16 protein-coding genes are annotated in these 23340 nt (G+C 65.3%); 11 read left to right on the forward strand and 5 right to left on the reverse strand.

Going from position 1 to position 23340, the window contains the following annotated elements:
- Positions 1 to 2: 2 nt before the first annotated feature.
- Entirely contained in the window at positions 3 to 1178 is a 1176-nt protein-coding gene (locus GEMMAAP_RS20090) for a DinB family protein (protein WP_053333639.1), read from the forward strand.
- Positions 1179 to 1302: 124 nt separating this feature from the next.
- On the opposite strand, the gene GEMMAAP_RS15915 is transcribed toward GEMMAAP_RS20090, so the two are convergent.
- The gene (locus GEMMAAP_RS15915; RefSeq protein WP_043579389.1) at positions 1303 to 1905 is read right to left on the reverse strand and encodes a Spy/CpxP family protein refolding chaperone; all 603 of its coding nucleotides are present in this window, start codon (positions 1903 to 1905) and stop codon (positions 1303 to 1305) included.
- Between the two features lie 217 nt (positions 1906 to 2122).
- On the opposite strand from GEMMAAP_RS15915, the gene GEMMAAP_RS15920 reads away from it, so the two are divergent.
- From GEMMAAP_RS15920 to GEMMAAP_RS15960, 9 genes are all read left to right on the forward strand, one after another.
- Positions 2123 to 4426, forward strand: a complete 2304-nt coding sequence (locus GEMMAAP_RS15920) for a glutamine amidotransferase (protein WP_026848419.1) — start codon at positions 2123 to 2125, stop codon at positions 4424 to 4426.
- Positions 4423 to 5379 carry a hypothetical protein gene (locus GEMMAAP_RS15925; RefSeq protein ID WP_145979176.1) on the forward strand — a complete coding sequence of 319 codons (957 nt, stop codon included), beginning with the start codon at positions 4423 to 4425 and terminating at the stop codon, positions 5377 to 5379. Before GEMMAAP_RS15920 ends, GEMMAAP_RS15925 begins: the two co-directional genes overlap by 4 nt.
- A gap of 38 nt (positions 5380 to 5417) precedes the next feature.
- A complete protein-coding gene (locus tag GEMMAAP_RS15930) occupies positions 5418 to 7691 on the forward strand; it encodes a tetratricopeptide repeat protein (RefSeq protein ID WP_026848417.1) in 2274 nt (757 codons plus the stop codon).
- Positions 7691 to 8467: a DUF4159 domain-containing protein gene (locus GEMMAAP_RS15935; RefSeq protein WP_026848416.1), complete on the forward strand. Its 777-nt coding sequence runs from the start codon at positions 7691 to 7693 to the stop codon at positions 8465 to 8467. The genes GEMMAAP_RS15930 and GEMMAAP_RS15935 overlap by 1 nt, the downstream gene beginning before the upstream one ends.
- A 27-nt stretch (positions 8468 to 8494) precedes the next feature.
- Positions 8495 to 9523, forward strand: a complete 1029-nt coding sequence (locus GEMMAAP_RS15940) for an AAA family ATPase (protein WP_082821402.1) — start codon at positions 8495 to 8497, stop codon at positions 9521 to 9523.
- A gap of 12 nt (positions 9524 to 9535) precedes the next feature.
- Positions 9536 to 10435 carry a DUF58 domain-containing protein gene (locus tag GEMMAAP_RS15945; protein WP_053333638.1) on the forward strand — a complete coding sequence of 300 codons (900 nt, stop codon included), beginning with the start codon at positions 9536 to 9538 and terminating at the stop codon, positions 10433 to 10435.
- Between the two features lie 2 nt (positions 10436 to 10437).
- Positions 10438 to 12471 (forward strand): vWA domain-containing protein, encoded by a 2034-nt coding sequence (locus GEMMAAP_RS15950; RefSeq protein WP_026848414.1) that lies wholly within the window; start codon positions 10438 to 10440, stop codon positions 12469 to 12471.
- A 16-nt stretch (positions 12472 to 12487) separates the two neighbouring features.
- Positions 12488 to 16144, forward strand: coding sequence for a DUF4175 family protein (locus GEMMAAP_RS20785; RefSeq protein ID WP_179947315.1), 3657 nt, complete (start codon positions 12488 to 12490; stop codon positions 16142 to 16144).
- Between the two features lie 155 nt (positions 16145 to 16299).
- Entirely contained in the window at positions 16300 to 16680 is a 381-nt protein-coding gene (locus GEMMAAP_RS15960) for a four helix bundle protein (RefSeq protein WP_082821403.1), read from the forward strand.
- Between the two features lie 115 nt (positions 16681 to 16795).
- Here the strand turns inward: GEMMAAP_RS15960 and GEMMAAP_RS15965 are convergent, their stop codons facing one another.
- On the reverse strand, positions 16796 to 18676 hold the full coding sequence (locus tag GEMMAAP_RS15965; protein ID WP_026848412.1) for a sodium:solute symporter family protein: 1881 nt from the start codon (positions 18674 to 18676) through the stop codon (positions 16796 to 16798).
- Positions 18677 to 18919: 243 nt separating this feature from the next.
- Here GEMMAAP_RS15965 and GEMMAAP_RS15970 point away from each other — a divergent pair, with 243 nt between their 5' ends.
- Positions 18920 to 19453, forward strand: a complete 534-nt coding sequence (locus GEMMAAP_RS15970; RefSeq protein ID WP_158514893.1) for a hypothetical protein — start codon at positions 18920 to 18922, stop codon at positions 19451 to 19453.
- A 12-nt stretch (positions 19454 to 19465) separates the two neighbouring features.
- On the opposite strand, the gene GEMMAAP_RS15975 is transcribed toward GEMMAAP_RS15970, so the two are convergent.
- Genes GEMMAAP_RS15975 through GEMMAAP_RS15985 form a run of 3 tightly spaced genes read right to left on the reverse strand, consistent with a single transcriptional unit; the run spans position 19466 to position 23316 of the window.
- Positions 19466 to 21634 carry a NosD domain-containing protein gene (locus tag GEMMAAP_RS15975; RefSeq protein ID WP_026848411.1) on the reverse strand — a complete coding sequence of 723 codons (2169 nt, stop codon included), beginning with the start codon at positions 21632 to 21634 and terminating at the stop codon, positions 19466 to 19468.
- Positions 21625 to 22095, reverse strand: coding sequence for a methyltransferase family protein (locus tag GEMMAAP_RS15980; RefSeq protein ID WP_026848410.1), 471 nt, complete (start codon positions 22093 to 22095; stop codon positions 21625 to 21627). Before GEMMAAP_RS15980 ends, GEMMAAP_RS15975 begins: the two co-directional genes overlap by 10 nt.
- Before the next feature lie 42 nt (positions 22096 to 22137).
- Positions 22138 to 23316, reverse strand: a complete 1179-nt coding sequence (locus GEMMAAP_RS15985; RefSeq protein WP_026848409.1) for a hypothetical protein — start codon at positions 23314 to 23316, stop codon at positions 22138 to 22140.
- Between the last annotated feature and the right edge of the window lie 24 nt (positions 23317 to 23340).

The following is a 23340-nucleotide window of genomic DNA, read 5'->3' on the forward strand; positions in this document are numbered from 1 at the left end:
GCATGTCGGACGAGAGCGTCGCCTTGGACCGGACCGCATCGCCAGCAGTCGTGGGGCTGCTGCTGGCCGCGGGCGCGTCACAACGCCTCGGCGAGCCCAAACAGTTGCTGCTCGATGACGGTGGGACGCCGGCCGTGGTCCGCATGGCGAGGGCGCTTCGGGATGCAGGGTGTGCCCCCGTGGTGGTGGTGGTGGGCGCACACGCCCCGGAGGTGATGAGCGCACTGGCCGGGGAGGCGGTCCACGTGGCTGTGCATGACGGGTGGACCGATGGCATGGGATCATCGATTGCGGCCGGCATTGGCGCTGCCCGGGAGTGGTCACCTGACGCACCCGGTGTGTTGATCGCGGCGTGCGACATGCCGACGGTGAACGCCGAACATTGTGCGAAATTGCTAGGTGCTTTTAACGGGAATACCCGTGTAGCGTCGCTGTATAGCCGCGATGATGGCGCTCGGGTGCGCGGAATTCCTGCGGTGTTGCCGCGTGCCGACTGGGACTGGCTGGCCGCTCTTGCCGGCGATCAGGGGGCTCGACCGCTGCTGCAGCAGACGGAAACACTTACGGTTTTTCTTCGGGATGGGCATTTTGATCTCGACACCCCGGGCGATGTCGCCCGGTGGCGCCGCGCGGTGCGCACTCCGCCCACCCCGCCCTTTCCCGAGACCAGGAGCACCCCCATGTCAAAGCTGTCGCAGACGGTCCTGATGGACCTCGACCAGGAGTTTGCCGGCACCCGGCGCATGTTTGAGCGATTGCCCGTCGACAAGCTGGACTTCACGCCGCACGCCAAAAGCTGGCCGCTAGGCAAGCTCGCCATTCACCTGCTCGACCCGGGGCTCTGGGGTACCGTGACTTGCACCACGACCGAGCTGGCGTTTGATGGTCCGATGCCCGCCAAGGTGGACCCCAAAACGATCGACGACTTTCTCGCCATTCACGACGAGCGCGTGGCCCAATTCAAGTCCGTCCTGGCCACCATGTCCGACGCCGACCTGCAGGTTACCTGGCAGGCCACCATGGGCGGCCACCCCGTCATGAGCATGCCACGCATTGCCGTGCTCCGCTCCGTCGTGCTGAATCACATGATTCACCACCGAGCCCAGATGACCATGTACTACCGCCTGCTGGAGGTCCCAGTGCCGGGGCTCTTCGGACCGTCTGCAGACGAACAATAAAGCTGTGTAACTGCGTTATGGATGACGGCGTTCTGGGTTATCGGGTTAACTCGTAACGGCGGGTCGCTGTCCCCCGCTGTTATCGCTTACCCGATAACCCAGAACGCCGTCATCCATAACGCCTTTACCGCCGTCTCCGCAGTTCGTCCGGGCCAAACCGCTCATTCGGCCCTCTGCCTCCGCGCATCATCCCGCGCTGCTGGCCCCGTCCGCCGCGCATCTGCTGGCGCATCTGTCCGCGCCGCTGCTGTTGCCAATTGTCCAGCTTGGTCTTCTGCGAGGCCGTGAGTACGCCGCGCACCTCCTGACGCTGCTTGAGCCCCGCAATCATGCGCTCGTTGCGCATGGCGCTCATCCGATCAAGCGCGGCCCTGGCTTTGGACATATTGCCATCGCCCTGCATGGCCTCCATGAGATCCGCCCGCGCCCTCAGCTGATCGGCGGCGTTGATCTTTGGCGCCGCACTGTTCTGCAGCGACTGGAGCTTCTGGACCTGCTCATCCGTGAGTTCGAGCTGGCTGCGCATGCGCAACAGCATGGCGGCCGGATTGCCACGGCCCTCTGGGCGTCCTTCCGGACCGCCCGCGCGCCGCCCACCCATTGGCGCGCCCTGCCCATCGCGGGGACGCGGGCCAGGGGCCCCAGTGGCACCTTGCGCCTGCAGCGGAGATACAAAGGCCAGGCCAACGAGTGTGGCCGCCAACAACTGGGAACGGATATATGTCATGGGACCCTTCCGGTTAAGTGTTGCAGTCGCCAAGCCGGCGCCCGCTTCACCCTGTTGGACGCCGTTCCGAACCCGGTGTTAAGGACCACGCATCGCGGGACGCGTTCACAACATCCGAGCGGTACGCTGCGTCTACAGTGGACGGCACGCCGTTCAGGCTGCACTGTCTGACATGCGGGTTGATGTGCGTTTACTGCCCCTCACCGGTTGAGAGCACGTGGGATCCTGGTTCGACACGATTGGCACGTGGCTCTTCAAGTATCCCCCGCGCGCCTTTGCCCGCGGGGAATTCGTAACAGCGCCCGTCCTGCCAGTTGGGCTGCTGGCCGGCATGGCGCTGCTGCTGCTGGCCGTTGTCGTCGTGACCCATGGCCGGCTACGCACGTTGTCGGTTCAGGACCGCGTCATCCTCGGGACGCTGCGCGCGCTCTCTCTCGCCGCGTTGATCGCTTGCCTCTTCCGTCCGGGCTTGGTAACCGCCGCGGCCGTGCCACAGCGCAATGTGCTGGCCGTGCTGTTCGACGATTCGCGCAGTATGCGCATTGCCGATGCCGGCACGGGTCGTGATACCACCACTCGCGTCTCGGCGGTGCAACAGCGCTTTGCCGACAGCAGTGCGCTCGTGCGCGCCCTCAGTGCGCGCTTTGCGGTCCGTCGCTTTCGCTTTGCCGCCAGCGCGACGCCCGTACGCTCCAGTGCAGAGGTTCAAGCCCTCGGGACCCGCTCTGACCTCGCACAGTCCCTCGATGATGCCCGCGAGGATCTGGAAGGCATGCCACTCGCCGGCGTAGTGCTGATCAGTGATGGCGCCGACAATGGCACGGCCTCGCTGGACGATGCGCTGCTGGCGCTGCGAGCTCGTCGCGTACCTGTTTACACGGTTGGTGTAGGGCAGGAACGCTTTGCCCGCGACATTGCCATTGAGCGGGTACAGGCACCGCGCCGACTGTTGTCGGGCGCGGCAGGGGTGGTGGAAGTGGATGTGCGCGTGCGTGGAATGGACAACGCGCGCGTTCCCCTCACCCTCGAAGCGGATGGGCGCGTGGTGGCCACCGAAACGGTGCAGCCTCCCGCACGCGGCGATCTCTCCACGGTGCGGGTGCGTATTCCGCCACTGCCAACGGGTGTGCATCGATTGGCCGTGCGCGTGCGCCCGCTCCCCACGGAAATCGTGACGCAGAACAACGAGTGGCAAACCAGCCTGGAAGTCCGGGCCGGCCCGGATCGGGTGCTCTATGTGGAAGGCGAACCACGACCGGAGTTTGCGTTCCTCCGGCGTGCCGTGAACGAAGACAGCGCCGTGCAGGTGGTTGGTCTCATGCGCAGCGCCGAACGCAAATATTTGCGACTCGGCGTGCGTGACAGTCTCGAGCTGTTGAACGGATTTCCCGCAACGCGCGACGAACTCTTCACCTATCGCGCCATCATTCTGGGCAGTGTTGAAGCAGCGTTCTTTACGGGCGAACAGCTGCGCATGCTGGCCGACTTCGTGAGTGTGCGTGGTGGCGGATTGCTGGTGCTGGGCGGGCGGGCCTCGCTGGGCGAAGGGGGCTTTGCCGGCACGCCGCTCGCGGATGCGCTGCCGCTCACCATGACGCGCGGCGAGATCAACGCCGAGGGGCCGGCACTCCCCGTCCAGGTGCGACCCACCCGTGCCGGCGAAATCCATCCCGCGCTGCAGCTGCGCGAATCGCTCATGGCGTCGCGTCAGCGTTGGGATTCGCTGCCGCCTCTCACCACGGTCAATCAGCTCGGATCGCTGCGGGCGGGCGCCACCTTGCTGCTGTCCGGTCGCAGCGAGGGCGGGCGCAGCGATATTCCGGTGCTGGCCTGGCAACGCTACGGCCGGGGCATGAGTGCGGTCTTTGGCGCGCAGGATTCGTGGCTCTGGCGCATGGATGCCGCCATCCCGGTAGAAGACCAGACCCATCAGACGTTCTGGCGCCAGATGATCCGCTGGCTCGTGGATGATGTGCCCGCTCCGTTTGACGTGACCGCGACGCCCACGCGGGTCGCCCCGGGTGAGGCGGTCGTACTGCGGGCGCAGCTGGCGTCGCCGCAGTTCGAGGACATCAACGATGCGCAGGTGTCGGCCATCGTCACGGGGCCCGCCGGTACCAGCGAAGTGTTCTCCCTTGAATGGTCGCTGCGCGATGATGGCAGTTACAGCGCACGATTCACACCGCGTGATACGGGCCGCTATACCGTTGATGCCGTGGCCCGGACCGGCCGGGATTCACTGCAGGCCGTCACAACCACGGTGCTGGTGGACGAACGCGGCGCCGACGTGGCGCAGGCCGAACTGCGCGCACCGTTACTGCGGCGCATCGCCGAGGAAACGGGCGGCGTGTACTACCCGCTGGCCGAGGCCGCCGCGCTCGCCGACGACGCCACTTTTACCAATGCCGGGGTCACGGTACGCGAAGCCAAGGATCTGTGGGACATGCCGGCGGTATTTCTTCTGGTGGCGCTGCTGTTGGCTGCCGAATGGGGATACCGTCGATGGAGAGGGCTGGCATGAATCACGCCCGTCAGGGAACGATCAGGATGCGTAGCTGCTGGAGCATAGTGAGCGCCACCATGTTCAGCCTGTTGGCTGCCTCGCCATTGTCGGCGCAGCGCACGCATGCTCTGGTGGTGGCGGGGCTCTCCGGTGACCCGGCATTCAAGACACGGTTCGGCGCTGCGGTGTCGGCAACAGAAACCACCGCCAGAACGCAGTGGGGCGTACCGGACTCCAGTCTTGTGGTGCTCACGGAAGACTCTCTGGCGTATAACGGACGTTCGACGCGCGAAAACATCGGGAAGGCGTTCCTGTCGCTGTCGCGACGGGTCTCGGCTGGCGATGTGCTGCTGGTCCTGCTGATCGGCCACGGCAGTGGCGAGGGAGCGGGCTCCAAGGTGAATCTGCCTGGCCCCGATGCAACGGCGACGGAATACGCTGCGTGGCTCGCGCCATTCGGCGAACAGCAGGTCGTCTTTGTGAATGCGGCCACCGGCAGTGGTGACTTTGTCCCGGTCTTGAGTGCACCGGGACGCGTTGTGATCACCGCCACCCGCTCGGCCGTGGAGAAAAACGACGCGGAGTTTCTGCAACACTTTACGCGTGCCCTCACCAGCGACGACGCGGATGTCGACAAGGACGGACGCCTGTCAGTGCTTGAAGCGTTTCGCTTTGCCCGTACCGAAGTCGCCAAGTCGTACACGGCGAGCAACCGGATGCTCACGGAACATGCGGTGCTGAGTGATTCAGTGGTGGCCGCGCGCATTGCCTTTGGCAAGCGGGCATCCTCCAGCGACCCGCGCGTGGCAGCGCTGCTGGCCGAGCGTTTGGTGCTGGAGAGTGAAGTGGCCGCGTTGCGGGCCCGCAAGGCCAGCATGCCAGCGGCCGACTACGAAACGGAGCTTGAGCGTCTGCTGCTGTTGATCGCAGAGAAGACCGCCGCCATCAAGGCCGCGGGAGGTGCGCGGTGAGGCGGCTCGCAAGGTATTGCGTTGGTCTTGGCCTGCCCTTGTTGCTGGCGCCCGCGTTATCGCGTGCCCAAGCGCCGAACCGCAGCGACCGTTACGCGGCGGAGGTAGCGCAAGCCGAATCGGCGGCCCGCCGCGGCGCCAGACAGGATGCCATGGTGCGGGCGCGTCGTGTGGTGATGGCCTACGAGCAGCAGGGCGCACAGACCAGCGCCGAGTATACCTCGGCCGGTCGGGCGTATGTGCTCCTTGGCAGTGGCAACGCCGGTGCCATTCGATCGGCATTGTCGGCGTTCGATCGTGCGGTGCGCGCCGATTCGGCGAATCTGGACGCACAACACCGTATCGGCACGCTGTTTCTGGAGAAGTACAACGCGCCGGAAGCGCGCGCGTCATTTGAAGGAATGCTGAAGCGGGCCCCGAACAATCCCGATGCCTTGCTCGGGCTGGCACAAGTGGAGGAGTTCGAAGGCAAAGGCACAGCCATGGTTACGGCACGCAAAGCGCTGATGACCGCACCTGCACACGCGGGCGCCCTCGCATTTGTGGCGCGCTTGCAGCTCGATGCCGAAGCCTTCGATTCGGCGCGCACCACGGCGGAGCGCGCCATTGTGGCCGACAGTGCCCTGATGGACGCCTGGGCGGTGTTGGGTGCACAAGCGTGGGTGACCGGTGACTCCGCGACGTATAAACGCGCGCTGCTGGCCGCGACCGCCCTTCAGCCACGGCCAGCGGCGTTTCTTACAGCGCTGGCAGAAGCGGCGGTGCGGCAGCGTCGCTACGCGGAGGCAGTGGCGCTGGCCCAGCAGGCAGTGCAATACGACAGCGCGTCCATTGAGGCATTGGGTGTGCTTGGCACTACCCAGTTACGTATTGGGCAGATGACCGAGGGACGCGCGGCCGTTGAACGAGCGTTTGCGCTGGATCCATTCAACCTCTGGCACAAGAATACGCTCGACCTGCTCGACAAAATGCGGACGTTCACCACCATCACGAAGGGGCGGTTTGCGGTGGTGGCGCCGGTTGACGATGCGGAGCTGCTGTCGCTGTACATCATGCCGCTGCTGGAGCGCGCCTATGACTCACTGGCGGTGCGCTATGGCTACCGGGCACCCACCCCTGTGCGGCTCGAATTCTTTCGGCAGCACGCCGACTTTTCGGTACGGACCGTGGGGCTGACCGGACTCGGTGCCCTCGGTGTGAGCTTTGGCAGTCTGCTGGCCATGGATACGCCCAATGCGCGTGAGCGGGGGACGTTCAATTGGGGAAGTACGGCCTGGCATGAACTGACGCACGCGTTTACGCTCGGTGCGTCAGCGCATCGAGTGCCCCGCTGGCTCTCTGAAGGACTGTCGGTGCTGGAGGAGCGCCGGGCCAATATCGGATGGGGGGCCCGCACCACGTTGCCGTGGATGTTGGCCTATCGCGCTGGCCGTCTGCGGAATGTGAGTCAGCTGACCGATGGCTTCATGCGTCCTCGGTATCCGGAAGAAACCTCGTTCAGCTACTACCAGGCATCGCTCTTTTGCGAGTGGGTGGAGCTGACGAAGGGGGCCGCGGCGCTCCCCGCACTCCTGGTGGCCTATCGGGACGGCCTTGATACCCCCGCCGTAATGCAGCGGGTGTTGGGGCTGACCATGCCGCAGGTGGACACCCAGTTTGACGCGTGGGTGAAGCAGCGTTTTGCAGCGGAACTTCAGGCGGTGGCCGGGAGCTCGCCCACCGACAGCAGCGGCGGCGATTTCGTTCGCCTGATGCAGCGCGCGGTGAGCCTCATCGATTCACAACGCGACTCGGCGCGGACGATGCTGGAGCGCGCCCATCGGGCGTTTCCCTCGTACGCTGGCGACGATGGGCCAGCCTGGCATTTGGCACGTCTGGCGCTTCTGGCAAACGACACGAGCCTGGCGGTACAGATGCTTGAGCAGGTCACGAGCCGCGACGAAACGGCGTACGGCGCCAACAAGCTCGAGGCGGAGCTGCGTGAACGGCGGGGTGATCTCACCGGTGCGGCGGCAGCGATTGAACGATTGCTCTGGGTCTGGCCCTACATCGCGGGGGACCATGAAGCGCTGGCGATACTCGCCGCCAGGCAGGGGGATCACGCGCGGGCCATCCGGGAACGTCGGGCCGTGATTGCGCTGCGGCCGCCCGACCTGACCGAAGCACGCTATGAACTGGCGCGCGCGCTTGCCGCCGGAGGCGATGTGGCGGCGGCGCGCCGGGAGTTGCTGGGCATCCTCGAAGACGCGCCAAGCTACGAGAATGCCCAGCAGTTGCTGCTCGAGCTGCGCAAGCGTGGAGGCGTTCGGTGATGCGGAGATGGCGTGGCGTCGTACTCGCCCTCGTGCTCCTCGCCACCGGCACGGTGCTGCCGGCCGACGCCGGCGCGCAGCGTCGGCGCGGGGCGCCGGAGTTCGAGCCCAATGTGCCGTACGATGGGCGATTTACGTGGGTGCGGGTGAAGTACATCATGCCCGACTTTTCCAGCAGCAGCGGCTTCCGCGGCGGCCGCGACTTGCCGTGGTCGCACGATTATCCGCGCGGCGAGCGGAATTTCACCAAGATTGTGAGCACCCTCTCCACTGCGCGAGTCCGCACAGGGGCGAGCAACATTCTCACGCTCGATGATGCTCAACTGGGGAAGTACCCGGTGGCCTACATGGCGGAGCCCGGGTTCTGGCGTCCCAACGACAAGGAAGTGCTGGGGCTGCGGAATTATCTCGCCAAGGGTGGCTTTATCATTTTCGATGATTTCGCCGGACAGCATTGGCTGAATTTTGAAAGTCAGATGAAGCGCGTCTTGCCGAACGTGCGGGCGGTACCGCTCGACCTGTCGCACCCCATCTTCGATTCGTTCTACAAGATCCGCTCCCTCGACTACACCCATCCGTACTACGGTCTCAAGGCCGTGTTCTACGGGTTCTTTGAGGACAACGACCCGCGCAAGCGGCTGCTGGCCATAGCGAACTACAACAACGATCTGTCCGAGATGTGGGAGTTCTCCGATGAGGGGTTCTTTCCGGTGGACATGTCGAACGAAGCGTACAAGCTGGGCGTGAACTACGTGATTTACGCGCTAACGCGCTGACCCTTCCCCACTGCACCGAGGACCTGCGTGACTGCACCCCTCAACGAACTGGACCGTCTTGACGATGCCACCCTGGCCGACCGGCTGCAGGGAGCGGGGCAACGCATTGCCAGCGAACTCCGCAAGGTGATCGTGGGGCAGGACGCGGTGGTCGAACAGGCGCTCGTCGCGCTGTTCGCCGGCGGGAACTGTCTGCTGGTGGGGGTGCCGGGGCTGGCCAAAACGCTGCTCATCTCCACGCTGGCTCGGGCGCTGGATCTCAAGTTTTCGCGCATCCAGTTCACCCCGGATCTGATGCCGAGTGATGTCACGGGGACCGATGTCATCCAGGACGATCCTGCCACGGGGCAGCGGCGATTGGCGTTCATGCCCGGACCGGTCTTTGCCAACGTGCTGCTGGCCGACGAAATCAACCGGACGCCGCCCAAGACGCAGGCGGCGCTGCTGGAGGCCATGCAGGAACGGCGCGTCACGGTTCAGGGGCGTACGTACGAACTCGACAAGCCGTTCTTTGTCTTCGCCACACAGAACCCCATTGAGCTTGAGGGCACCTATCCGCTGCCGGAAGCACAGCTCGACCGGTTCATGCTGGAAGTCATGTTGGACTACCTGCCGGAAGAGGATGAAGTGGCGGTCGTGAAGGCCACGACGGCGCTGCCGCCGGATGCGGTGCAGTCGGTGGTTTCGAAAGAGGAGATCCTCGCCTATCAGCGCGTGGTGCGTCGCCTGCCTATTGCGGATGCCGTCACGCGCTATGCGGTGAAGCTGGTGCGTTGCACCCGCCCTACCGATGTGGGTGCCCCCGACTATGTGAAGCAGTACGTGAGCTACGGTGCGTCAGTCCGTGCCGCGCAGGCGCTGGTGCTTGGTGCGAAGGCCCGCGCGCTGTTGCAGGGGCGGGCGAGCGCCAGCTTTGACGATGTGAAGGCGTTGGCGCGGCCGGTGTTGCGTCATCGCGTTCTGGTGAACTTCCAGGCCCAATCGGAGAAGGTCACCACCGACAGCATGGTGGCGCGTTTGCTCGAGTCGGTTTCGGTTCCCAAGTCCTCGCTCTGACCGGTATTGCCTGTGTCCGTAGCCCCGGCGGCCTTTCTCGACCCTGCCCTGCTCGCGAAGATCTCGGATCTCGCGCTGCTCGCGCGTACGGTCGTGGATGGATTCATGCACGGCCAGCACCGTTCCATGCGCAAAGGATCGTCACTCGACTTTGCGGAGCATCGCTCGTACCAGCCGGGCGATGACCTGCGGCGCATTGACTGGCGCGTGTACGGTCGCACCGACCGGTTCTACATCAAGGAGTATGACGCAGACACCAACGCGAGTGTGCTGTTTGCGGTCGATACCTCGGGGAGCATGAACTACGGCAGCGGGGCGGTGACCAAATTCGCCTACGCCCGCATGTTGACAGCCAGTCTGGCCTGGCTATCCAAGTCGCAGGGTGACCGGGTGGGGCTGGCCACGTTCACGCAGGAACTGGTGGATGTCATTCCGCCATCGGTTCGCCATCTGCAGCGTATGCTGCACACGCTGGCCGCGACCAAGGCGGGTGGCCCGAGTCAGCTCATTGCGTCATTGGAGAAGGTGGGGCTGCTCTCGCAGCGGGCCGGCATTCTCGTGCTCATTACCGACTGCTACGAACAGCCGGATGCGGTTGGGCGGGCAGTGGACGCGCTGCGCATGCACGGGCACGATGTGATCGTGTTTCATGTGGTAGACCCGGCGGAGCGGGACTTGCCCGGTGATGACGACACGACATTTGAGGATGCCGAAAGCGGTGCGCTGCTGCCGCTCAAGCCCAGTGCCCTGCGCGACAAGTACAAAACGCTGGTGTCCGCACATCACACCGCGCTGCAGGCGCGTCTGACGGCCGCAGGAGCGGACTACGTGCGACTCGATACCAGCGAACCCCTGGACCGGGCGCTCCACAGCTATCTCGACGCGCGCCTGACGCGCAGCCGGGTGCGCTGATCATGGGCTTCCTCGTTCCCGCGTTCCTTGCCGGACTGGCGGCACTGGCCATCCCGTTGCTGCTGCATTTGCGGCATCGTGACCGCGACAAGCCGCAGCCGTTTCCGTCGCTGATGTTCCTTGAGCAGCTCACCATCCGTACCGAGCAGCGCCAACGGGTAAGTGATTGGCCCCTGTTGCTGTTGCGGTTGCTGGCGCTCGCGCTACTGGTCCTCGCGTTCTCGCGACCGCTGTTCCGGTCGCGCGGGGTCGCCGCTGGTGATAGCCGCAGCAAAGCGGTGGTGTTGCTGATCGACCGGTCGCTAAGCATGGGCTACGAGGGGACGTGGGCACGGGCCCTTGATTCCGCGCGGGCAATCATTGGCCGCTCCGGCAACGGGGATCGCGTGGCCGTGGTCGCATACGATGACGTTGCCGAAACCCGGCAGCGACTGACCACCGACAAGGCGGCGGCCAGTGGTGCCTTGGCGGGGCTCTCCCCGCAGCCCCGCGGAACGCGACTGGCACCGGCGCTGCGGGTGGCGCGTCAGCTGCTGCTCGATGCGCCCTTTGCGGCGGCGGAGATTGTCGTCATCTCCGACTTGCAGCGCGCCGGCGCGGTAGGGGTGGCAGGGGTGGAGCTGCCCGCAGGCGTTGCGGTGCGCGGGCTCGCGGTGGGGCCGGAGCAATGGGAGAACAGCACGGTGCACGCGGTGGATGTACGCCGGGTGCTCAGCGGCGAGCGCACATTGCTGGCCGTAAAGGCGCGGATCCAGCGCCATGGGGGTACCGCACCGCAACAGCGCAGCGTGCGTCTGGTGCTGAATGGGCGTGAAGCCGCCTCGCAGGCCGTAACGCTTTCGAACAGTGGCGAGTCTGTAGTCACGTTTGATCCGGTACCCGCCCCCGAAGGGGCGGTGGCGGTACAGCTCGCCCTGTCCCCCGATGCGCTGGCCGCCGATGATACGCTCGTGGCGGTCGTACCTCGCGACAACGACGTGCCGGTCACGCTGATTGGCGGCGGTGGAACGCCGACCCTCTTTCTGGAGCGGGCACTCAGCATTGGGCGGGCGCCATCCATTCGCGTGGAGCGGGAGTCCGGTCGAGTACGTCCTTCAGCGCGGACAGGCGTACTGCTGTACTGGGATGTTGTACCCAACGAGAATATTGCGTCGTGGCTGGAAGCCGGTGGCGGGGCGGTGGTGGTCGTGGGCCCGCAACTTGGTGCGCGTCGTGGCTCCCTGTCTCCGTTGCTGCCGGTCACGGTGGCTGGCGCGGCCGATCGGTTGAGCGATCGTGGTGGCACGTTGCGTGACGTGCGTACCGAGCACCCACTCTTTGCCCCATTCCGTGAAGTGCCCGATGCTCTGGGTGCTGTACGATTGTTCCGGTACACCCGCCTTGATGCGACGACCGAGGGGGATGTACTGGCGCGCTTTGACGATGGACTGCCGGCGGTGGTTGAACGCCGCATAGGTGACGGGCGTGTGCTGGTGCTGGCCCTGCCGCTTGATAACAGCGGTGGTGATTTCCCGTTGCAGCCGGCGTTTCTCCCCTTTGTGCGGCAACTGGTGATGCACGCCTCGGGGCGCGATGCCATGCCGCTCTGGCGCACGACCGGCGAGCGGTGGGCTGTTCCGGGCACACTCACCACGCCAGTGGTCGAGGCGCCGGATGGTTCACTGATCCGGCCGATGGTCGATTCTCTTGGCGCGGCCGTGCTTCTCACCGACGCCGGCGTGTATCGCGGCTACAGCGAGCGGGTGGGTGGTGAAGCCGGCGCGCTGCTGGCGGTCAATGTCCCGACGTCCGAGTCGGTGCTCACGCCCATGGATACCACCGAGCTGTTGCTGGGCGTGCGGACAGGAATGGACAGTGCCCGCGCCACCGGCGATGCGCCGCTAAGTGATGAAGACCTTGAGCGGCGGCAGTCGCCGTGGCGTCTGTTGTTGGTGGTGGCGCTGGTGCTGCTCGCCGCGGAAACGCTGGTGGCAACCCGTGGCCGCCGTGGTACCGCCCGCCGTGTTGTTTCGCCGTCTCGCACAACCACGCCATGAAGCCGGAGCACAGCTCATGAGTCCCGATCGGCAGTTGCTCACCATTCTCAGCGCGCTGCGTCGTCAGTGGCGCCTGCGCGTGGGTGTTGAATCGTTGGTGTGGCTGGCCACTGCGGTGGTACTGGCCGTGCTGTCCGCCTTGTTGGTGACGCGCCTGTTCGCCGGGAGTGAGACCGGACCGGTGGTCGCACGGGCGGTTGGCTATGGGCTCATTGCCGGGGCGCTGGTGCGTGGATTGCTCATGCCGCTCCTGCGGCGGGCGTCCGACGAACGGTTTGCGTTGTACGTGGAGGAGCGCGAGCCCGCCCTCAAGCAGGCCCTGCTCACCGCGGTACAAGAGGCGCATGTTCCGGAGCGTGATCGTCCGTCGCCCACGCTGTCGGCGCGGTTGATGTCGCGGGCCGTGACGGCCATCCGGCCGCTCGAGTCGCAGATGTCCCTCGAGCGCCCGCAGATGATTCGCGCGGGCCAGCTCTTCGGTGCAGTGTCGCTGGGAGCCGCGGCACTGCTGATCTTTGGACCACAGGCGGTGCGAGACGGCGCCCGCGTGCTCTTCATGCCCTTCGGCACGGCGCAGGCCGCGGTGCCGGTGCGCATGTTGTCGGTGACCCCGGGCAACATGAGTGTCCCGCGCGGTGGTGCCATTGAAGTGGAAGCCGCACTGGTCGGCTTTGCGGCCTCGAATGCGGAGCTGGTGTTCCGTAGCGATAGCGCAGGCGCATGGCAGCGACTGCCCATGGCCCCCGACGCCGACTCGTCGCGCTTCAGTTCGCGTTTGTTCGATATTGTGCAGCCCACCGAGTACTACGTAGAGTCGGCCGATGTGAAGTCGGCGGTGTACACGCTCACGGTGAACGACCTGCCAGCAGTGTCGCGGGTGTCGCTGGATTTGCGGTATCCGGCTTATAGTGGCATGCCGGCCGAACACATTGAGGATACAGGAGACCTGGCCGCAGTCGTCGGCACCACCGTGACAGTGCGCGCCAAGGTGACGCGCGCCGTGGCTGGTGGCTCGTTGCGCTTTGATGATGGCCGCGCCGTGGCTATGACACGGGAGAGCGACAGCACCGTGGTGGGGAGCTTCACGGTACAGAAGAGCGGGTTCTATCACGTGGATCTGTCCACCGCTGATGGCACCATGGTGGCGGGTGGCGTGGAGTATGTGGTAGACGCCATCCCCGATCGCGCGCCCATTGTGCGCATTGAAGAGCCGGGGCGCGACACCAAAGTGACCAATACCGATGAAGTCACGATTGCCGTGCAGGCGTCGGACGATCTGGGAGTCACGTCGCTGGAGCTCCGCTATCGCGTGAATGGCGGCGCAGAACAGAAAGTGACCATGGGCAGTGGCTCGCGTCGTCCGCGTGATGCCCGCGGCGCGCACACGCTGTTCCTGGAGGAGATGTCGCTGCAGCCCGGTGATCTCGTGGCATACCACGCCGTAGCGAAGGACGGGGCCGGTCTGGTGGGGAGTAGTGATGTGTACTTCCTCGAAGTCCGCCCCTTTGGCAAAGACTATCGTCAGTCGGATCAGCGGGCGCAGCAGCAACAGCAGGGCGGCGGTGGGCAACCACAGGGTGATTCTCCTGATGGCTTTGTGGCGCGTCAGCGCGAAGTCGTCGCTGGCACCTTCAACTGGTTGCGCGACAGCGCCAGCACCAGCGACAAGCAGCGCCGGGAGAACATGACCACGCTGGCCATCGCCGAGGGGCGGTTGCGGGAAGAGGTGGACCAGCTGGTACAGCGCCTCGCCGAACGCGGCGTGGCGGCGCAAGACTCAACCTTTGCCAAGATTCGCACGGAGCTGAAGCAGGCCACCGTCGAGCTCAAAGGCGCCGAGGAGCAGCTGGGACGCGTGCGCGGCAATGATGCTCTGGGTCCTGAGCAGCGGGCGCTGCAGCGACTGCAGCGCGCCGAGGCGCTCTATCGCGATGTGCAGGTACAGATGGGTGGGGGCGGGGGCGGCGGGGGCGGTGGTGGCGGCGGACAGCAGCGCGCCGAAGACCTGGCCGATCTGTTTGAACTGGAGAACGACAAGCAGCGCAACCAGTACGAAACCGTTCAGCAGCAGCGCGCACAGGATGGCGCGCAGCCGCAGGTGGACGAATCGCTCGAGCGGTTGCGTCAGCTGGCGAGTCGTCAGCAGCAGGAGAACGAACGTATGCAGCGCATGGCCGAGGCCATGCGGCAGCGCCTGGCTCAGGAAGGGGGCGCAGCGGGTGCGACGGCCGGTGGTAGTGCCGCTGCCGGCGGGAAATCGTCGGGCAGCCCCAGCGGCAATAGCGGTGCCAGTGGGGCGCAGCGTGAACTGGCCAAACAGGCGGAAGAGGAAGCCCGTCGTCTGGAGCGACTGGCCCGCGAGGAAGACAATCAGGAACTGCAGCGGGCCGCGCAGCAGTTGCAGCAGGCGGCAGACAACATGCGCCGTGCCGCCACGGGATCGGCCGCGCAAGGCAATGCGGCACTCGAAGAACTGAATCGGGCAACCCGCAATCTCGAGGGCGCGCGCGCTTCGGGCACCACCCGTGGCATTCAGCAGCTGGCGGACAAGGCGCAGGAGTTGGAAGCGCGGCAGCAGCAGATTGCCGAGAGTGTAAAGGGGCTGCAGGGTGCGTCGCCCGGTGAACGGGCGCAGCGGCAGCAGCAGGTGGCACAGCAAAAGGATCGCTTGAGCGAAGAGGTGCGTCGCCTGGAGAGTGACGCGGATCGCCTGTCACGCGCGGCGCGCCGTGAGCAACCCAAGGCCGCTGGACAGATCGCCGGCGCTGCCGATGCCATTCGGGATACGCGTCTGGCGGACAAGATCGACTTCTCCAAGCAAGTCGCGCGCAGCGGCAGCGCGGAGTATGCGGAGTCGTTCGAGAATCAGATTGGCGAAAACCTGCGCGATGTGTCGGAGCGCTTACGGAACGCCTCCGGGTCACTACAGGGCGAATCGGCTGCTCGTGGGCAGGAGCGCACGTTGGAGCGTACGCGCGACCTGGTCGCCGGCATGGAGTCGCTGCGGGACCGCATGGCCGAGCGTGGCCAGCAAGGGGGGCAGCAGGGACAGCAAGGCCAGCAGGGGCAGCAGGGCCAGCAGGGCCAGCAGGGCCAGCAGGGCCAGCAGGGGCAGCAGGGCCAGCAGGGCCAGCAGGGCCAGCAGGGCCAGCAGGGCCAGCAGGGCCAGCAGGGACAGCAAGGACAGCAAGGACAGCAAGGACAGCAAGGACAACAGGGCGGCCGTGCCGGTGGTGCTGCACAGGGCGCGGCGCGCGGCGGCGGGCGCCCCACGAACGAGATGGGCCAGATGGGTGGTTCTGCACCCATGGGAGCGCCTCGTGGCGAGGCGGAGCAGTTTGCGCGCGAAATGCGGCTGCGCCGTCAAACGGCAGAAGACCTGCGCCGTGAAGCAGCCGCACAGGGCGTGGGCACGCAGGATCTCGACCGCGCCATTCAGGCCATGCGCGAACTGGAGAACAGCCGCGCCGGCGGCGACCCGAAGGGTGTGGAGCAGTTGCAGACGGCACTGCTGGAGCGACTCAAGGACTTTGAGTTCTCGCTGTACCGTGCCGTTGCCGGCACCGGTGAAGGGCGCCCGGCGGTCGGGGCGCGCACGAGCGCGCCGGCGGAGTACCGGCAGATGGTGGAGGAGTATTATCGGGCGCTCGCAGGGGGACGGAAAAAGCAGTAACTGCGTTATGGGTTATGGGTTATCGGGTTACCGAGTAACTGCGGGTAACTGCGGCATTGGGGTTTTGCTCGCACAGTGGCGATCGCGGCGTATTGTGGATGATGCGTGCATAAAAACGGTGACAGGGGATTCAGCGTCCTGTAGTACCGTCGTGCATGTCAAATACCACGCAACTACGCGTGCTGGACGCGGCGCTGCATATGGTGGAGGAGGTGCATCGGGAGAGCCTCCTCATGCCGGTAGAACGCGTACCCGGGCTGCGAGCACAATTACTGCGCGCCGTGGATGCGGTGCCGGCGAACATCGCCGAAGGGGCGCGGGGCTCTCGTTCGCAGTTTGCGAACTTTCTGCGCATCGCACGCGGCTCGGCCGACGAAGTCGCAATACACCTGCAAGTCGCCAGACGAGCGGGCGCCATGTCTGAGACGGCCTACTGGCGATGCGAAAACAGCCGAGTCGTCGTCTGCAAAATGCTCAGCCGACTCATTCGCACCCTCGACGAGCACGCCGCGCATGCCGTCAACGACGCGTACTGAGGAAAAAGGAAGGGCACCGGAAGCGAAGCGCCCCCGGTGCCCGTATCGCAGTTACCCGCAGTTACTCGGTAACCCGCTAACCCATAACCCATAACGCCGTTACGCCGTTCCGCAGTTACCCCTGTGCCTCTGCCCACAACTTCCTGGTAACTCCGAGCAGGACAAAGCCGCTCACCGCGAACACCGCGGTCAGAATCCACGCGTCGGTGAGCCGCGACGCATCGCCGGAGGCGTACAGGAAGTTGCCAATGGCAAACAGCGACGACCAGATCACGACACATCCGGAGATCCATCCCAGCAGCGAGGTCCCCATGCGGTTTTCCTCCGCCACTACCTGATCGCTGATCCCGGCTTCGGCGCGCTGCGACGTCCAGCCGGGTCCTGCCGGCTTCACCTTGCGCACGAAGGCCAGCAGCGTGGCACGATCGGTTTGCGGCCCCACAAAGGCCGTCACCAGCCAGGCGACGGTGGTAATGCCCACCTGCACGATGGTCGTGGTGGCAAAGTCGGCACCGGGCATGAGCCGCGGCACCGCGAGTGAGGTGACCAGCGACATGACCATCGCCACGATTTCACACCATGCCGAGACGCGCCACCAGAACCAGCGGGCGATGTACAACAGCCCGGTACCGGCCCCGATGGACAGCAGAACCTGGAACGCCTGCTGGGCCGAACTCATGGTGAGACTGAGCAAGGCGGCGAACACATACAACAGCAGCGTCGATAGCCGGCCGGCATTCACGTAATGCGAATCCGGGGCGTCCTTGCGCACGAACCGACGATAGAAGTCGTGCACCAGATACGACGAGCCCCAGTTCAGGTGCGTCAGGATGGTGGACGAGTTGGCGGCCAGCAGTCCGCCAATCATGAGTCCCACGAACCCGACGGGCAGAAACTTGAGCATCGCCGGAAACGCCGAGTCGTGTCCGATCAGCGAAGGGTCTGCCGTGGGAAACGCCGCCTTGATGGAGGCGAGGTCGGGGTAGACGATGATAGAGCAGAGCGCCGTGATGATCCACGGCCACGGACGCAGCACGTAGTGCGCGATGTTGAAGAAGAGCGTACCGCCGAGCGAATCTTTTTCCGACTTGCTGGCCAGCATGCGCTGCGCGATGTACGATCCGCCGCCGGGCTCCGCGCCCGGATACCAGTTGGCCCACCAGCTGATGGCGATGGGCAGAATGAAAATCATGAGCGCCAGCTCGGACATGCTGAAGTTGGGCATCATGTCGAGAATGGGCTGTCCGGCGCCGTCCTTGACCGACATGACCGGCTGTGCATCCCCGGGCCCCTGCACCACCTGCAGCGTGGAGAGGCGCCCCACCAGCAGCTTGAGCCCCAGCCAGCCATTGGCGTCGTTGCCCAGCCGCCGTCCCACTTCCACCAGCGAGAACCACGCGGCGGCAAAGACGGCCGTCATCTTGATGAAGAACTGGATCATGTCGATGACGAGCACCCCCCACAAACCGGAGTGCGCGGCAAACACCACATTGAGAACGCCCGTCAGCAGAATGGTCTGCCACGGCGACAGCCCGAACAGGATGTTGGCGATCTTGCAGGCGGCCAGCGTCACCATGCCCATGATGAAGCAATTGAAAAACAAGCCGAGGTACACGGCGCGAAACCCGCGCACCAGCGACGCCTCCCGCCCCGAATAGCGCAGTTCGTAGAACTCGAGATCCGTCAGCACACCGGAACGGCGCCAGAGCCGTGCAAAGAAGAACACCGTGGCGATGCCGGTGAGCACGAACGCCCACCATTGCCAGTTACCCGCCACCCCGTAGCGACGCACCTGTTCGGTCACCCAGTTGGGGGTGTCCGAGGAAAAGGTAGTGGCCACCATCGACAAGCCCGCCAGCCACCACGGGACCGACCGACCGGAGGCAAAGAACTCGGTGGTGCTGGAGCCGGAGCGCTTGGCAAGGAAGAGCGCCGGGACAAAGCACACCAGGATCGAAATGAGGACGATGACCCAGTCTATCCAGGAAATGGTCATGGGCAGGTCACCGGCGGCAGGAAACGGGGAAGGACAGGCACATGGGGCGGGAATGTGGGGGGCCGTCGCCCACGGGGCAACGAGGGAGGCCATTCTCCCCCGCCCGCCGCCGCCGGGCCGTCACCGCGGTGTCCTCGTCATCCCGTCATGACACTCCTGGCCGGGACCGTGACACATCGACCGTCCCGGCGGTCGGCATAGGCCTAAAGTCCTATGCCGGCGCTCCGAGCCTTGATTAGGGGAGTGTCATGTCTGTCGACGACGATGGCATCGCTCCCCGATGTGCCTGCCGTCCCGTTCCGTCGTTCCATGCCTCTCGATACCACCACCCGAATGCTGGCCCCGTTCCTCGACCGGTTGTCCCACGAGGAGCTCGACGCCATTCCCTATGGGGTTATTCAACTGGACGCCAATGGCGTGGTCCGGTCGTACAATCGCGTGGAGGCGTCCCATGTGGGAGGAATCCCCCGCCCCATTGGCCGAAATTTCTTCCGGGATATCTGTCCGAGCGCGAATGCCCCCGAGCTGTTTGGTCGCTTTGCGCAGGGGATCGACGACCACAAGCTTGACGACACGTTTCAATACACCTTTTCGTGCGGCGACACGCCTCGGCGGGTTCTGCTCCGCATGTACTATTCGGTACGCACCCGCTCCGTCTGGCTCTTCATTGCGAAGCCCGACGGATCGCCGCTGGACCGCAATATGGAAACGGTCATGCCCATGATCCGGCCGACGCCGTCGCACGGCATTGATCTGCGCACCCCACGCGTGGCGTAACAGCGGCCAGGGTCAATGCGGGCCGCTGCTCCCAGGTGATGGCCGGACCACCCCGCGCAGGAAATCGAGTCGCAGTTCCACCCACCCACTGACCTGCGCGTACTGCACCCGCACCCGCTGGCGGCCGCCCGGCACGGTGGCGTACGCCGGCGAGGTCTCGTGCGGCGTCCACTGGTCAATGCGCAGCGTGTCGTTCACCCACACGCGCACCGCATCATCGCTCAGAGTGCGTAGCGTATATGTGCCGGGTGGCAAGACCATCTCACTGGTGGCCTCGGCGGCGAACTTCGAGACGGGGAACGCGCGGTCGCGCGGACGGGACCAGAACCAATCCAGCCGGGGCGCCTCACGGGAAAACAACGGGGCGCCCTTCATGAGCGCGTCGAACGCCGCCGGTGCCGTGAACGGGTTGGTACTGTCGGTGAACGCAAATACGCGCTGACTCCAGCGCTGCGTGGGTTCAAAGTGTTCGTACGCAAACCGCACGGGTGTGCCCGCCACCGTGCGTTGACCACGCGGCGAAATCACCGCGCCTCCCGTGTATTCGAGGGTCACCCGCCAATCGCCCCGGGCGGCGGCCTCAGGCTCCACCGATAGCGTGTCGCCCACCGTTCCCCGCATGGCCGAGAGACGTGCCACACCGCGACGCTCCACCACGCGCCACCGACCGGCCGGCCCCAGCACGCGCAGTCGCAGCGGCGTCGCCCGCACACTGTCGAGCGGCCACAACTTTGGTGAACGCCAGTCGTACGGGCCCCACTCGTCCACCACGATGGCCTGACGATCGCGCGCGGCGTTCGGAGTCGCTGGCCACCGCAGCGGTGCACTGGGGATTTCCGGCGTGCGCCACCACGCGGTGGTGGGCACAATACGCGCGGGGTCACACGGCTCACCCACACTATCGCGTACCACATTCCGGCCGCTGTCTACCGCGCTGGTGTTGGCGATACGCCATCGCTCCGGAACGCGCACAAAATGATTCTCGACCAGACGCCACCGGGTGCTGCGGGTGTCACGGTGTTTGGGATAGCCCCAGTCACTCGGCTCAATGGAATCAGCCCAGAGGCGGATGGCGAGCGAGTCACCAACGAAGTGATTCCCGCCCACCGTATTGTCCTGTCCGTGCTCGATGGCAACAGCAATGCGGTTGTTGGCGAAACAGTTACCCACCACACGTGAGCCATAGCTGTAGCCACCCCACAGGCCGTGCGTACTGCCTTCACTGCGATTGCCAATGAACTGGTTCCTGCTGAACGTGGCCTCCATCCCATTCGTAGGGGCGAAGCTGAAATCGTTCATGAGGAACAGATTGTCGTTCGAGCCACCCTGACCGGTGTCCATGGTGTGCTGCCCGGCCCAGAGGAAGAGGCCGTCGCCACTGTGCGTCATGCTGTTGTACGCCACCACATTGTTGGAGCACTGTTCAAACATGAGCAACGCGGCCGAATCCTGTCCGCGTTGAAAAAACCCGTGCGAGGAACCGCGTACGTTGTAGTCCACGCGGTTGTTCACGATGCGATGCCAACTGGCCCGGTACATGCCAATGCCCAGCCCGGAGTTGTACGAGAAGTCGTTGTCGCGAATGTCGAGTGAGTCGCTGTGCGACAGCAACAGCCCGTTCATGGACTGACGCACCGTATTGCCGGTGAGGCGCCCTCCGGTGACCCCACGCAGATAGAGCCCCGCCCCAAAGCGCAGCCATTCGTCCTGCTCGTTCTTGTGGTACGATAGCCAGTCGTTCAGGCTTTCATGCTCCACGAGGCTGAAGAGCCGCGGCTTCCAGCTGTACGACAGCTCATTGTTCTCCAGCACCAGGGCGCGCACGTTGCGCGCCAGAATCCCCACGCGATATCCACGGGCGGTGAGCCCATGCACGCGGATGTTGCGTCCGCCGTCAATCCGTACTGCCGTCCCGCGGGCAGCATCGGGAGCGCTGTCGGCGGGCTGCCCCACAAAGGTCACGCCGCGCAAATCAACCGTGATGTTGTTGCCGCGCACGGTGAGCAGTGCGGAGTCGAGCGACACGCGCCCGGGGAGGCGATAGACACCCGGCACAATGCGCACGGATGTCGTGATCACCATGCCGGCGGTGGGCTTCACCATGGGCACGGGCTGCGCCTTCGCGGTGGCCGTCCCGGCAAACAGCGCGGCCGCCAGCAGACAGAGGCGTCTCACAGCCATCGACGGACTCGGGCACAGTAGTCGGCGTACTCCGCCGGAAAGCGTTCGTGCAAATGGCGCTCCTCTCGCACAATGACCTGCGCGTGCAGCACGAACAACACCACCGGCAGCAGCGCCAGCGCCCCAAGAGAGTGCAGTACAAGGACGCCGCCCAGATAAAACACCGTCATCCCCACATACATCGGATTGCGCGTATGCGCATAGACGCCATGGTCGACCACCAGCTTGGCGGGACGATTGGGATAGATGGCGGTTCTGAACTTCCGAAAGGTGAGAATCCCAGTGTATACCAGCGCGAGACCGGCCACGGCCAGCGCGACTCCGAAGACTTGCAGGGCGGGATGGTCAGGAATGGGCGATGGCACGCGGCCAAAGCGGTCGAGCAGCGCGCCAACCCCGAGGCCGCCCACAAACAGTGCGGGCGGCGGAAATTTCACGGCGGGTCCGAGATCCTTTGCCATGGGGCCAAATTACCTCGTCGAGCCACCGGATGCGGTACCCTGTCAGTCGCCCGGCAGCATGGCCCAGAGCGACGTCCGCCCTACGTTGCAGTGCACGACACGGGAGATAGGGGACAGGGTGCCCCAGCCTAGCCAAAGCGCATGGCGCGCCAGATGGTGCGCGTGGAGCCCCCCCAATCCCACCTGACCCGCCTTGAGTCGGGCGAGGCGGTTGGATCGCCCCGGAACCGGATGGAAAATGCGCTCCACGTTGACGGATCGCGTGGGCTCATCATCCTGCCATTTGTCGGTCAGTTCAATGCTCTGGACCACGGCCGGCACGCCGAGAGTGGACGCGACGGTGGCATCGGTGGCATACACGGCCGCGCGCGATGGTGTGGGGAGCACCAGGACGCCCAGAAACGCCCAGAGCGTCATGCCGGCCATGAGGGTCACGATGCCCGCCGCCGTGGCCGGCGTTGTGGCCGAGAGCTGCTGCACGACGACAAATCCCACCGTGTTGAAGGCCATGGCCCCCAACACTCCGCGCTGGTGTGCGCCGCTGACCGCCACGGCCTGACGACGGGCCAACTGCGCCGTAAGCGCGTCCTCCGAAAGCATACCCCAGCGCCGCGGCACCACGAGTGTGCGGGGAACCAGGCTGCTCCACCCGCCCACAAAACCTTCATCGTGGGTGTCCACCACGAGCAGTTGCGCAGGCTCGAGGCCGGCCCGTTCAGCAGCCTGCGCAAAGAGCGGTGACACGGGGTGCACACCAAAGCGGGCAATGATCCGCGCCAGGCGCCCGCGCCCGAGCGCGAGCAGGAGCTGGATACCCACGAATACCGACAGTGTGGCCACGGCACCTGCGGCCCGCGCTGTCAGCATGAGCGCGGCGGCGGTGATCATCCAGACCACCCACTGGACGGCAACGCCGCGCAACCACCCGGCGAGCCAGATTGGCGCGTTGTCCTTGCGGCGCACCACCCACGCGCCGCCCATCAGATCGAACAGGAAGAACAGGCCGGCCACCATCATGAAAAACAGTCCCACGGAGAACAATGACCGGCCCACGGATTGCTCCACACTGGTGGAAAATCCGACGGCGGGGATCTTGAAATACAGCAGGCAGGAGGCCGCCAGGACGGCGGTACCGACGCCGGAGATGCCGAGGTAGAGACGCGACCGCGCATAGGTGAGGGCGCCGATACTGGCGCTCCGGGAAAGCGAAGGAGAGGTCATGGGGACGTAACGCGCCGGTACACG

Origin of the sequence: Gemmatimonas phototrophica (assembly GCF_000695095.2) — a bacterium.
In the GTDB taxonomy this organism is placed as follows: domain Bacteria; phylum Gemmatimonadota; class Gemmatimonadetes; order Gemmatimonadales; family Gemmatimonadaceae; genus Gemmatimonas; species Gemmatimonas phototrophica.

What these genes read in the sequence shown, in the direction of transcription:
- GEMMAAP_RS15935 (WP_026848416.1), top strand. Translation starts at nt 7,691, where the DNA reads ATGCGGAGATGGCGTGGCGTCGTACTCGCCCTCGTGCTCCTCGCCACC.
- GEMMAAP_RS15980 (WP_026848410.1), bottom strand. Translation starts at nt 22,095, where the DNA reads ATGGCAAAGGATCTCGGACCCGCCGTGAAATTTCCGCCGCCCGCACTG.
- GEMMAAP_RS15960 (WP_082821403.1), top strand. Translation starts at nt 16,300, where the DNA reads ATGTCAAATACCACGCAACTACGCGTGCTGGACGCGGCGCTGCATATG.
- GEMMAAP_RS15985 (WP_026848409.1), bottom strand. Translation starts at nt 23,316, where the DNA reads ATGACCTCTCCTTCGCTTTCCCGGAGCGCCAGTATCGGCGCCCTCACC.
- GEMMAAP_RS15965 (WP_026848412.1), bottom strand. Translation starts at nt 18,676, where the DNA reads ATGACCATTTCCTGGATAGACTGGGTCATCGTCCTCATTTCGATCCTG.
- GEMMAAP_RS20785 (WP_179947315.1), top strand. Translation starts at nt 12,488, where the DNA reads ATGAGTCCCGATCGGCAGTTGCTCACCATTCTCAGCGCGCTGCGTCGT.
- GEMMAAP_RS15975 (WP_026848411.1), bottom strand. Translation starts at nt 21,634, where the DNA reads ATGGCTGTGAGACGCCTCTGTCTGCTGGCGGCCGCGCTGTTTGCCGGG.
- GEMMAAP_RS15950 (WP_026848414.1), top strand. Translation starts at nt 10,438, where the DNA reads ATGGGCTTCCTCGTTCCCGCGTTCCTTGCCGGACTGGCGGCACTGGCC.
- GEMMAAP_RS15915 (WP_043579389.1), bottom strand. Translation starts at nt 1,905, where the DNA reads ATGACATATATCCGTTCCCAGTTGTTGGCGGCCACACTCGTTGGCCTG.
- GEMMAAP_RS20090 (WP_053333639.1), top strand. Translation starts at nt 3, where the DNA reads ATGTCGGACGAGAGCGTCGCCTTGGACCGGACCGCATCGCCAGCAGTC.
- GEMMAAP_RS15925 (WP_145979176.1), top strand. Translation starts at nt 4,423, where the DNA reads ATGAATCACGCCCGTCAGGGAACGATCAGGATGCGTAGCTGCTGGAGC.